At 59.2% G+C, this 13,472-nt stretch carries 5 protein-coding genes; 2 read left to right on the forward strand and 3 right to left on the reverse strand.

What is annotated here, in order from left to right; translation table 11 throughout:
• Nucleotides 1–571: 571 nt before the first annotated feature.
• A complete protein-coding gene (locus tag Enr8_RS16520) occupies nt 572–9,307 on the forward strand; it encodes a cadherin domain-containing protein (protein ID WP_186767708.1) in 8,736 nt (2,911 codons plus the stop codon).
• A gap of 79 nt (nt 9,308–9,386) precedes the next feature.
• On the opposite strand, the gene Enr8_RS16525 is transcribed toward Enr8_RS16520, so the two are convergent.
• A complete protein-coding gene (locus Enr8_RS16525; protein WP_146433568.1) occupies nt 9,387–10,061 on the reverse strand; it encodes a metallophosphoesterase family protein in 675 nt (224 codons plus the stop codon).
• 379 nt (nt 10,062–10,440) lie between these two features.
• Here Enr8_RS16525 and Enr8_RS16530 point away from each other — a divergent pair, with 379 nt between their 5' ends.
• Nucleotides 10,441–11,550, forward strand: a complete 1,110-nt coding sequence (locus Enr8_RS16530; RefSeq protein ID WP_146433570.1) for a M24 family metallopeptidase — start codon at nt 10,441–10,443, stop codon at nt 11,548–11,550.
• A 23-nt stretch (nt 11,551–11,573) separates the two neighbouring features.
• Here Enr8_RS16530 and Enr8_RS16535 read toward each other — a convergent pair whose 3' ends face one another.
• Entirely contained in the window at nt 11,574–12,128 is a 555-nt protein-coding gene (locus tag Enr8_RS16535) for a YqgE/AlgH family protein (RefSeq protein WP_146433572.1), read from the reverse strand.
• 107 nt (nt 12,129–12,235) lie between these two features.
• Complete coding sequence (locus Enr8_RS16540) at nt 12,236–13,261, reverse strand: ketoacyl-ACP synthase III (RefSeq protein WP_146434936.1); 1,026 nt, start codon at nt 13,259–13,261, stop codon at nt 12,236–12,238.
• Nucleotides 13,262–13,472 lie beyond the last annotated feature (211 nt).

The following is a 13,472-nucleotide window of genomic DNA, read 5'->3' on the forward strand; positions in this document are numbered from 1 at the left end:
CCAAGCCATGGAACATACGTTCACGGCGAGACGGTACCGCGCAAATGGACACGGTAGGCAGTAGTTCATTCGGAACAATCGAATCCTAAAGTTTGATCGAAATGATTGGTACCAAAGGGATTATTGCGACAGAGGCCGCACAGAGTCGCTAATCGGAATATCTTCACACAGAATGCACAAACAAACGCTTATGCATGGCAAACGCTTAAAACGCACCACCCTGAAATCCCCTAAAGGCGGCATAACGATAAGGTGGCATGGGAAAACTAGGTGATTGAGATCAACATAGTGACAGCATTCTCGTTGAAATCACGAAACCGCCTGATTTAAATGGAACTCCGTAGAACGCTACCCCCTCTCTAACCCAGGATTTTTTCCCGACGGTTAGAATCGCTCCAACGCTAACTACGGTCCTCGTTTCCCCTTTCTCTCCTTAACCCCCCAAACTATCAACATCTCCCCGGATCTTGGGTGGTCGGTGCATAGCATGAAAAACACAGATTGGACTCGTGAAAATAATCGCAAGCTTCGTAAGCATGGACGAAATCGTCGTCGTCAGGCACATCAGAAATTGGCAAGCGAACGCCTAGAGATTCGCGACCTCCTCGCGTTGACCACCATCGACCTGGTGGAAGACCTTACCATCGCAGAGGGGACGACCCGTGACATCACGCTCGACCATATCAGTGGAGCCTCTTCGGTTCTGGTTGGCCTGAAGATCAAGGGAACCGGCGGCAACTTCGATCCCAACGTGCCGCTCATCCACCTGAAGGACAATCCTTCGCAGGTCATCACGCCGGTCAGTGCGATGGCCAACGTCAACGGCACGACCGATAGCCTGGTCTTCTTCGAGATGGGCACCGCGACCCTGACGATCGAAGTCGGCGGCAACGGCGGCGGCGAATTCCAAGCCGAGATTTTCCTGTTCGGCGACTCGGACGGGAGCGGCATGACGAGCGAACAAGAATACATGAAGGCGAGCGCCGCCCAGATGCAAGGCGCCGGCACGGGGAACCAGAATACCGCGCTTTATTACAAGTCGGTTTGGGGAATCGACTTCAACCAGTCGCAATACGATTACGAGTTCGACCTGAATCAAAACGGCAAGGTTGAATCGCACGAACTGAGTTGGGTCCAGCGGAACCAGAACGTCGTCATTCATCTCGACCTGATCGGCGACATTGATCCCCCGACCATCGAGGTCGGCCTGGTCGACGATTCGGCCGCGGTGGATTTCCCAGGCGCCGATTCTGACGGCGTGACCAACGTTCTGCCCGCCACTTCGACCGAAGCGGTGATTCGCGGTTCGATCACCGACTTCAGCAACATCACCGGGGCGACGATCAGCGGCACCGACGCGACGTTTGATCTCTTCGCCGACACGATCGCGGAAAAAGACCTCTCCGACATCCGCAACATCACCTTCGGCCTGAGTGCGGACGACCTGGAAACGTTGTTTGGAACCGACGTCACCGCCGGCGGCGCCTTCACGCTGATGCTGAACGCGACCGACGACCTGGGCAACACCTACGCGACGCCGATCAACTTCACGTTCGAGTTCGACACGACGGCCCCGGCCGCTCCGTCGATCGATCTGACGACCGATACCGGCGTCTCGACGACCGACGACCTGACCAATGCCAGCACCTTGCAGTTCGAGGTCACGACCGAAGCCGGTTCGATCGTCGAACTGTTCGTCGACGGCGTTTCGGCTGGCAAACTGATCGATGGCGCCGACGCCGGCGAAGTGCTGTTCAACCTGATGTCGCAATTCACCACGGATGACGACTACGACATCACGGCGATGGCTTATGACGCCGCGGGTAACGCCAGCGCGCTCAGCACCGTCTTGACCGTCACCGTCGATCGCAACATCGACGCCCCGGTCTTGGACCTGGCCAACAAGTCGGTCGAAGCGGGCGCCTCGGCCACGCGTACCGAAGAAGACAACGCCGACTTTGAAGTCACTGTCGAAGTGGGCGCCACCGTCACCATCGGCGGCATCTCAGCCACCGATAGCGACGATGACGGCAAGGTTACGATCAGCGATGTGCCGCTGTCGGTCGGCGTCAACACGCTGCAAGTCACCTACACGGACGAAGCGGGCAACAGCGGCTCGACGACCGTCGAAATCGTCAGCAACAACACCCCGGTCGTCGACAACACCAGCCTGGATGGCGCCAGCCTGGACGAAACGACTCCGGACAACTTGAACAATCCGGTTTCGCTGATCGGCTTCAACGTCGACCTGACCGCTGGCAGCAAGGACGTGGGCGAAACGCTCTCGTACGAAGTCTCCGGCATCGACGCCCTCGACGACAGCTTGAACTCGCTGGGCGCGGCTGGCGTGATCGTCTCGATCAACGCGGGCGGCGTGGTGACGATCTCGGATCCGACTGGCACGCTCAACTTTGAAAATGGCGTTCGCTACCTGACGTTCACCGTCAAAGCGACCGACGACAAGGGTGACGGTTTCGACAACAACCCGGGCGAAGGTCTGACCTCGGCCGGCGTCACCTTCACCATCGACGTCAACGACATCAACGAAACCCCGACGCTGACTCCCACCACGGTCACTGGTTCGATCGACGAGAATAGTGCGGCGATGGCCGCGGTAACGCTCGACCAGATGTTGACCGCCTTCGATCCAGACAATACCGACGGCGAAGGCCTGGAGCAAACGCTTACCTATCAGTTCGCCACCGGCGGCAACCCGGACGGCCTGTTCGATATCGACGGAACCACCGGCGCCATCACGCTGAAAGCGGGCGATACGCTCGACTATGAAGTCGCCAAGTCGTATCAGCTGACCATCGAAATCACCGACAGCGTGACGACCAGCGCTCCGGTCACCGTCGACATTACCGTCAACGACGTCAACGAAGCGCCCGAAATTGACGAAGCGAGCTACTCGTTCACGATCGACGAAATCGCCGACAATAGCTCGACCGCCGAAGATTCGCAGGTCGGACTCGTTTCGGCGACCGATCCGGACGCCGCCGACGATACTTCGACGGCGACCAACCCGACCTTCGCCGAGCTCACCTACACGCTGACCGGAACCGGCGCCGAGAACTTCAACGTCGACAGCGCCGGCAACATCAAGGTCGCCGCCAACGCGACCCTCGATTTCGAGACCCAAAGCGTCTTCAACCTGACCCTGACCGCGACCGACATCAACGGAGCCGGTTTGGACAGCGTCGGCGTGCCGGTCACGATCACGCTGAACGACGTGAATGAAACCCCGCGGATCGAAGATGCGATTTACATGGCGGGAGTTGCTGAAGATGCGGGCGCCGGCGCCCCTGTCTCGGTCACCCCGGCTCTGTCGGCGGTCGATCCGGATGACGCGGATTCGGTCAACCTCGAAACGCTGACCTACAGCTTCGAGGGAGGCGGCCTGACCAGCGGTCCGTTCACCATTAACCCAGCCGACGGCACGATCACCGTCACAGCTGAGGATTCGCTCGACTTTGAGACCCAGGACACCTACGTCCTAAGCATCGTCGTCACCGATGGCGTCAACACCAGCGCACCGTTGGCATTGACCGTCAACATTTCGGACGTCAACGAAGCCCCGGTTCTGAACGCGACCAACTACACCGTCTCGGAACTGATGCTGCAAAACGCCAGCGGCGACACCGGCCTGACGCTCGACTTCACCGATCCGGAAGGTGGCGTGGTGACCTTCACCAACCTTACCGCGTCGGAATCGGGCGACAACTACTTCACCTTCGAGGTCGACGGCAACGGCAAGATCCATTACACCAACGGTCCGGTTCCGCCTGGCACGTATGAACTCAGCTTTGAGGGTACGGACGACGGCTCGCCGGCTCAGATGTTCAGCGGCACGATCACGATCAACGTCGTCGACAACCTGCCGCCGGTCGTTGACGACGACGAATTCGACGTCGCCGAGAACCTGGCTGATGACACGACGGCCTTCACGCTCACCTTCTCCGAGCAGAATGGCGAAACGGACGGCATCGCTTCGGTCACGCTGCAAGACAGCGCCGGAGGGGCCTTCCGACTCGGCACGCTCTCGGGCAACAGCATCGACGTCATCATCGATGACACCACGCTGATCGACTTCGAGAGCGATCCGACGATGTCGATTACCGTACGCGTAACCGACGGCGTCGGCAGCTTCGCCGACTACGTCATCGACATCAACGTGCCGGATGCGAATGACGCTCCGACCTACGTCGGCGGCACGAACTTCTCGACGGATGAATTCGTCGCTGCGATTCCGCCGACCGACGGAACTCCGGCCGATGACTCGGATCTGTCGCCGGCGCTCGACTTGTCGACCGCCTTTACCGATCAAGACGCCTCGGACATGGGCAACCTGACCTTCTCGATCGATCCGGCCAGCAACCCCGATGGCATCTTCGCGGTCCAAGGTTCCAAGATCGTTGTCGCCAACCCGGGCCTCCTCGATTTCGACGACGGTCCGACCTCGTACGACATCACGGTTCAGGCATTCGACGGCGACGCGACCACCTCGCAGGTGATCACGATCTCTCTGACCCCGCAAAACGAACTCCCCCTGCCGACCGACGGCAATGGCACGCCGCTGACGCACGACGCCGGGGTGGTCGACTTGGGCGTCTTGAACCTGATCTTCGACGACATTGTTCCGGCCGACAACAAGGCGGGCGAAACCTTGCCTGGCGGTTTGTCGATGAACGGCATTCTCGATGTCCTCGACAAGCTGAACTTGGCCGCTGATCCGGAAGGGGACACGATCTTCTTCAGCCAGATTGGCGACGTGTCGCAGTTCCTGATCGACAGCGCGACTGGCGAAATCGAGCTGGCCGCGTCTCTGGCCGAGCCTGTCGGCAACTTCGACGATTACGAACTGTTCTTCAACTACGGTGACGGAGCCGACACGTCTGACGTACTGCTCGGCGCCACCGGCGGCATGAAGTTGGCCATTCGCGTTCAACGCAACAACCCGCCGGTCATCACGCCCGACACGGCGTCCGCCACCATCGCCGAAGGGACGGCGGTCGACACGCCGGTTGGCATCGAGCTGACGCTGACCGACGCCGACGTGGCCGATACGATCCTGACCCCAGCTCTGTCGGGCCAATTCTCCGGCGCCTTCAAGCTGGTTGAAACTAGCACCAACGTCTATTCGCTGCAGGTGGCCGATCCGGCCCTGCTCGACTACGAGGCGGTCCGTGCGGTCAACGCCGATGGCGAAATCACGCTGATGGTTGACGTCATGGACGATCGCGGCGGCGTCGCAGCCACCGTGGCCCTCACCGTGACGGTCACCGATGTCAACGAAGCCCCATCGTTTGATAACGGCAGCTTCAGCTTCACGGTCGACGAAATCGCGCCGGGCAGTGCGACTGATACCGGCACGATGCTGACCGGTGGCCCGGTCGCCGTGACCGACCCGGATGCCGCCGACGATGGTGTTGTGCCGGCCAGCGACGCCAGCTTCTCGCAACTGGCGTTCGAGCTCAGCGGTACTGGTGCCGAGAACTTTGAAATCGACGCCAACGGCGTGATCACCGTCGCCGCGGGCGCCGATCTCGATTTCGAGACGACCTCGCAATATGTGCTGACCGTTTCGGTCACCGACCAAAACGGCGCCGGCCTGTCGGCTCCGACGACGGCGACCGTCACGATCGACATCAACGACGTCAACGAAGCTCCGGAAACGAGCGGCGAAGCGACCGCCGCGATCGTCATCGACGAGTCGCAGTTGTTCGCCGGCGGCAATCCGAACTTTGAAGCCAACGTGACGGTGCAGATTCCGGATCCGAATCAAGCCAATAGCACGATCGACCGCGACGGTTACGAGCTTCGGTTCGCGATCGAAGACATCGTCGACGAGATGGACAACCCGATCTTCAGCGATGTGGACGACGCGATTGCGAATCTGACCTTCGACGTCGTCTCCGGTTTCAGCTACGCCAATGGCGATTCGTTCGTCAGCGCCACCGTCGACGGCAACACCGGCGAACTGGTCCTCCACGTCCTCCACTACCTGCCGTCGCAGAACCGGGCTCCGCAGACGATCACGATTCGTGCGGAAGACCCTGATGGCCTGTTCTCGGCCGAAGCTGACCTGACGATCAAGTTCGAGGTCGAGAATATCGTCGACGTCCAGATCCGTGCGGTCAAAGATATCTCGGCCAACGACGGCACCGGCGGCGGCGTCACCCAGGAATTACTGCCGGGTTCGGAAAGCCTGACGCTGGTTGCCGACGATTCGCTCGACAACACGTTCTACTACGAACTGTGGGTGTCGGTGAATTACGGAGCGGATCAAGCCGCGCCGGGCCGGGTTTACTTCGACGGCATGAGCTTGTTCAACTACAACCTCCAGTATGACAACCGCTATCTCAACCTGGTGACCAGCGGGTTCGATCAATTGGACAATACGCCGATCGCCGGACTTGCGCCAAGCTTCTTCGTAAATGGTGACGATGGTTACATTTTCAACATCGTCGGCTTGATGTCGACGGTCGCGACGACGGGGAACAACAGTGGCGTTAACGGCAACGGCGCCTACATGTTCCCCGACATGAGCGCCGGCGACTATGCTCGCATCGCGACGATGGAGTTCACGCTCGACACCAACCTGATGGAACCCGATACGTCCGATCAGCTGATTTCGCTCTTCTATGGCGATCCTGCTCCGTTCGTCACCCCGACTAGCGGTCCGATTTCGGTGTTGCTCGACCCGACTGGAGCAACCGGCGACGGAGGTCCGGTCCTCGAGGCGACGGCGGAAGCGCAAGTCACTGTCGTCTCTTTCGACCAGATTTCGGAAAACACTTCGATGACCGAAGTAGTCACCGACTTCCTGGTCTTTGACGTCAACGCCTCTCCATTCAGCCTCAATCTGACTGGAAATGATTCGTTCAACAGCAAGTTTATCAACAACGCATTTACCGCTCAAAATCCGAGCGGCTCCGTGTCCAATCTTACTGGCAAGCTGTACGTTCAGATCCTGGATGCGACGATGTCGGATCCAGCCAAGCTGCGAATTGTCGCTGCTGACCTACAGTTCGATATGGACGAGAGCTATACGCCGGCCGATGGCGTTAACCCGAACAATGCGGACGACGCGGCTCCGGCCAACTTAGGCCTGGAATCGGGTTCGCGCGATTTCGCCTTCCGCAACATGGAATTGATGCTCTCTGAAGCGATTGAGCTCGAAATTACAGGCGATTTCTTCGGCGGCAGCATGGGACTGTTCGACTCCCAGGAGATGGACCTATTCTTCTCGTCCGGAAGAATTGACCAAGCTGAGTTCAAAAGCGTCGAAGGCATTTACGAAACCACGGAAACCGATCTCACCGGTAGCGTCGTCGACAGCTACGCCTCGGAATCGGGGACGATTACCGCGACGGATGGCGGCAGTGCCGGCTTTGCGGATGATGACATCTCGCTAACGTTCAACCTGAAGCGTGCGTTGGTCAATCAACCGCTTTCCCCTGGAGCAGCAACTCTCGTAAGCCTATTCGGACAGTCGACCATTACTGCCACGTATGATGGAAATGGTGGCGGCGTACCGCTGATGGGTACGGTATCGGCAGATGGCGGACAACCGCTGGAAGAGGGTAGTGGCGTCTTCATGTCGGTCGTCGATTCGCCAACCGCGATGGACGAGAATGGCGAAATCGCCGCGTTGCCGGTCAGCAATACCTGGCAGAGCGAATGGGACACCTTCTGGGTTGAAGTCTGGGGCAATACGGCGGATGCCGCCGGAATTCAGTCTGGCGTTGTCGACCTGAAGTACAACACCAACTTGTTCACCGCGACGAAGATCGAGTACGCCTCGACGTTCGACCAAAACCGTGGCGGCCTGATCAACGACGTGTCTGGCGTCATTACCAACCTCGGCAGCGGCACGTCTGCCGAAGGTGTTGGAAAAGATGGGTTCGTCCTGCTGGGTCGCGTCCGCTTCCAATCGCTGGTCCAGGATGGGCTGTCGATCGAAGACGGCCTGCAATACGGCCCGGCGAGCCTGGATCTGGAAATTACCCGCGGCCAGTTGGAACTGACCGATCAAGGTCTGGTCCGCGCCTCGACCGGCGACGCGCCGAACCTCGACGTTTGGGCCGTTCCTTACGATCTGGACGACGATGGCAACGTTTCGCTGGTCGACCTGATGCAGATCGTCCGCAACATCGGCAACCAGTCGATCGCAGTCGATGACGCCATGACGGCGGCCACCGACTTCAACAACGACGGTTACACGTCGCTGGAAGACCTGACCTTGTTGGTCCGCAATGTCGGCGTCTCGAAGGCGACCGCCGAGAACCTGTCTTACCCGACCACGTTCACCCAACTGTGGGTCGGCAGCGGTCTGGTTACCGATGGGCCTGACACGGTCGACGCGATCTTCACGGCGGCCAACGCCGCCTGGGCCGAAGCCCTTGGCCTGGACGAGCCGCTCGACGTTCGCCTGGAAGTCACCAACCTGAGCGGCGCTCAGTTGGGTGAAGCCAAGCTGGTTGGGCTGAACGAAGAAGGCCTGCCGGTTCGCGGCGTGCTGACCATCGACAGTGACGGCGCCGGCTTCGGCTGGTCGACCGACCTGGAAGGGGGCCCCAGCAGCGATCAGTACGACCTGTACACCGTGATGATGCACGAGCTGGGGCACTTGTACGGCTTCATGCCGCAGTACTCGGCGTTTGGCGAACACATCGAGACGTTTGAGGATTCGGTCATCTTCGTCGGCGACATGTTCGCCGTCGAGATGGACGCTCGCGGCGAGCACGTGAATGCGGATCTCTACTCGTCGGATCTCATGAGCCCCTACTTGGCTCCGGGCATTCGCAAGGAGATCTCGTCGCTCAACGTCGAGATGATCCTGACCGCCTACGCCTCGGCCGACGAGAACACGACAGTCGATCCCCGTAGCGCCGCGTTAACCGAGCAATCGGCCGACGGTCAGAGTCCGGTCATCGTCAGCCCGGTCACCGAAACGACCACCGTCGAAATTGAATCGGTCCTGTCGACCACCAGCTTCGTGCTGGGAGACGACGTCGCCGACCTGTCCGACGTCAGCGGTCGCACCGGGGTCGCGGTCGTCATGCCCGAAACGACCCGTCGCACGCTGGAGCAGAACGGCATCGCGTTCAAGACGCTGTCGAACTACTCGGCGGTCGAAGCGGAGTACGTCTCGGAAGCGATGACCGACGTCGACACCTACTTCGACGACTCGTCGCTGATCGAATCGACGATCTCCGATATCGACGTCAGCGAATCGGGCGACGCCGAAGACGAATCGCTCGACGATCTGTTCGCCGAATGGGACGAAATCGAAATGGCCTAATCGCCAATCGAAACCATCACCCACGAAAAAGGGTCGCCTGCGAAGGCGACCTTTTTTTTGTAGTGGTTTGCGGCGACTCTTATCGCAGCCAGAAGTTCGACGGCTCGGTACCATCGCGATCGACCTGGAAGCACTCCAGCAGATTACACTCGACGGCGGTCAACTTGCCGCCGCCGACGCAAAACGTGTCGGCGGCAATCAAATGGCCGAAGTCGCCTGGCAGCCCATCCTTCTGCGGCGTGTGGCCAACAAACGCCTGCTTCCCGTTTTCGTGCTGCGGTGGCGGCGCGGGTCGCAGATGCTCCCAATAAAGAAACAGGGGAGGCTGATCTTTGAGCGGCAAATCGTATTGATAGTTCGCGTGGACGAAGAAGAATTTGTCGGTCTCGAAATAGGGCGCCGTCGCCAGCAGAAAATCCCAATGGCTTTGGGGGACGTTATTCAGACTGCCGCCGTAGCTCTCCATCGTTTCGGCGCCGCCGCATTCGCGCCAAAAATGACGCTGCTCACTGCTAGTGCGCGAGTTCAACATCATCACTTCATGATTCCCTCGCAGAAAAATCATCTGCGTCCGCCCGCTCCACTCGATTAACAGGTCGATCACGCCGGCCGAATCGGGTCCACGATCGACGTAGTCGCCGAGCATCACGACCATATCTTCCGCTCGCGGGGCAATCTGCGCCAGCAGTGCCGCTAAAGCGTCACAACATCCATGTACGTCGCCAATGGCGAAAATTCGAGATCCAGCAGTCATCGTCCGCACTATCGAAGGTGAATTCCAAGGCGCCAGTATTCTACGTCATGATGGTGAAAAGTGGACGAGCGATTTCCCGAGAGATCGTTTGGAAGCAAGTCAATAAAAAACGGCGCGGTCTCCCCACTTTTCGTCGAAGCGGGTTTCCATTAGTTTGGCCTAACAGTCCGTTGATTTTCTCAACGGGCTGCTGGATCGCAGGGATGCGATCCCAAAATCGCGACGTAAGTCGTTATTTTGCGAGCCGCGAAGAGCTACGCTCTGAGCCTGGCGAGGTTGGAAGATGCCACGAGGGCATTTTTCAACAGGCAGCTAAGGGTGGAGCGCCGGACCGACGTCGCCAACCTACAACGACGTTTTACAACGAGAGGGAGACGCGATGAGCGAACTAGACCTGAACATCGATGCAAGCCGAGCACGCCAGCAACGACTTTGGAACGCACTCGCCTCGGTCGAACTCGACGCGATTATCGTCACGCAAATCGAACATATTCAATATCTGGTCGGTCCCCGTTTCGCGTGGACGCATTCGCCGGCCGCGATTCTGTTCGCCGACGGCACGACGACGTTGATCGCCCCGAACGAGCCCCCGGCAACCGCCGCGGCCGATGAGATTTTGACTTACGAAGCGCAGTGGCTTTGCACGCTGCGAAACGACCAGCGTCACGCCTGCAGCGAAGTCTTGTTGACCTACCTGAAGTCGCGCGACAAGCTCGGCAAGATCGGCGTCGAATATTCGACCTTCTCGCTGCACATGTCGCAGCAGCTCGACGCGACGCTGGTCGACGTCGAACCGACCCTCTATCAACTGCGTCGCAAGAAGGATCCGGACGAGCTGGCCCGCCTAAAGAAGGCGATCACCGGCACCGCGCGGATGTACGAGGTGGCCCGCGACATGATCCGCCCCGGCGTCAGCGAACTGAACGTCTTCAACGCGCTGCAAGCGGCGGCGGTAAAAGAATATGGCGAGATGCTGACCGGCGCCGGCAACGACTACGCCAGTGGAGAGAAGGGGGGACCGCCGCGGGATCGCCTGACCGAAGATGGCGAGTTGTACATTCTTGACCTGGGGCCCGCCTATCGGGGCTACTTTGCCGACAACTGCCGCACGATCGCCGTCAACGGCAAGCCGACCGACGAGCAACAACAAACGTGGGAGATCGTCATGCAGACGTTTGACCACGTCCAAAAGACCGTGCGTCCCGGTAAAAGCTGCAAAGAGTTGTTCAACGAAGTCGTGGGGATCCTTAGCGCCGCTCCGATTGGCGTTTTCGACCATCACTTGGGGCACGGCATTGGCCTCTTCCCGCATGAAGGCCCGCACCTGAACTCCTGCTGGGACGACGTCTTCGCCGAAGGGGACGTCTTCACCGTCGAGCCAGGCCTGTATGACGAGAAGCTTCGTTACGGCATGCGGCTAGAGAACGACTACCTGGTGACCGCCGACGGCGTCGAGCTGCTCTCCGATTTCCCGATTGGGCTGACCTAAACGGGTTCAGCTCTCCGCCAAGATCAGTTCAAATTCGGGTCGGTCGGCATGCCCTTTAAATGGAGCGTTGACCGCATGATGTCGGAACCGATCTTGCTGGTCACGTCCTTCCAGAGCCGATCGACGTCGGTCGTAAAAACCAGCTCGGCGTCGGCCGGCAACAACAGCCAGCCGCCGGCGTCCATCTCAGCCTCCAGCTGATGCTGGCCCCAGCCCGAGTAGCCGATGAACAGCCGCTTCGGTTCAATCGATTGGCGGACCAACGTTTCGAGATGGTCCTTGTCGCTCGAGAAATAGACGCCCGGCAGAACCTCGATTTCGCCTGCCGCCTTGTAGGCGTGCAGCGCCATTAGCGGACCTTGTACCGGGCCGCCCAAAAAAACCGGGCTCTCGTCCTCGATTTCCTCTTCCGCGACCTCTTGCCACATCGCCGCCATCGTCAGTTCGGTCGGGCGAGTCAAAACCAAGCCAAGCGCCCCTTCGTCGTCATGCTGCACCATCAAGACGACCGTCCGCAAGAAGTTGGGATCCGGCAAATGAGGGGACGCAATCAGCAATTGACCTTGAAGCGACTGCATGTTGCGAAACCTCGTGCGGCAAGTGAACGAAAGCCTGACGCTTTCTATTTTTGATCGAAACGGCGCAAAAAACCAGGGTGCGCACTTTTTGATCAGCGAGCAGACAGTTAGTCCGCAGAGACGTACGATTTCGAGCCGTGCGGATCGCGCCAGATGCAGCCGCCCCACGACCAACCGACGCCAAAGCCGACCATCACATGCTTGCGATGCGCTTCCAGACGTCCCCGTTTTCGCAGGTCATGAATCAAGATCGGAATGGTCGCCGAGACCGTATTGCCATACTGGCTAAGTTCGATCGGCATCCGCGCTTCGTCCAGCTCCAACCGCTCCTGCAGTTGCTCTAGCATTTTTCGCGTCGCCTGATGGAACAGATAGAGATCCAACTGCTGGCGATCCATCGCAGCGGCGGCCAAGATGTTTTCGATCAGTTGCGGAATCGCGCCGACGGTAAAGCTGATCAGGCTCGGACCATCCATATACAAGCGGCTGCTCCACCGCTTGCGATGACGCGGCTGAATCGCATCCTCGGCCGGTCGAGCGCCTCCCTCGGTCGCTAGCAACGTATTGGCGCCAGAACCGTCCGTTCCAAACTGAAAGCCGTACAGCTCTTGCTTGTCGCTCGCCTCGACCAAGGTCGCCGCAGCGCCATCGCCAAATATCGTGCGAATACTCCGATCATCGGCGGCAATGTACTTCGAGTACGTTTCGGCCGTAATGAACAAAACGCGGCGAGCGACGCCCGAGCGAATCAAACCGTCCGCCATCGCCAGGCCGTAAATATACCCAGAGCAGCCCAGATTGAAATCGAGCGCGCCGCAACTGGTCGGCAAGCCAAGACGTTCTTGGATCAAACAAGCGGTCGTCGGCAGCGGATAGTCCGGCGTCTGCGTGCAGAACAGCAAGAAGTCGATCGACTTCGGATCGACGCCATGTTCCTCGAACAAGCGCAGCGCCGCTTTGACGCCCAGATCCGAGGCGCACTCTCCTTCGGCGGCGACATGGCGTTGCTCGATCCCCGTCTTGGCGGCGATCAAGTTCATGTCCCACTGGGGGAACTCGGCCTGCAGCTGTTCGTTCGTTTCGACCCGCTCCGGCAAATGGATAGCGATCGGTCCGATCGACGCGTACTTCACAAAGCGTCCTTTGCTTTTCAAATCAGCGGAAGATGTCGCCGCAAATTGGACATCGTTCACCGTTACTTGTTTGCCTAACAGAGCTTAACGAATCTGGGGAAGGAGGGAAGACCGGATTGGCCCAGTCGTCGTTCGACCTTGACGTGCCAGCGTCGTTTTTTCTACGCTTCGCTCGCTTCATGAACACTTCATCGCCGATCAGTTACTGGAC

It is taken from the genome of Blastopirellula retiformator (assembly GCF_007859755.1).
Lineage (GTDB): Bacteria > Planctomycetota > Planctomycetia > Pirellulales > Pirellulaceae > Blastopirellula > Blastopirellula retiformator.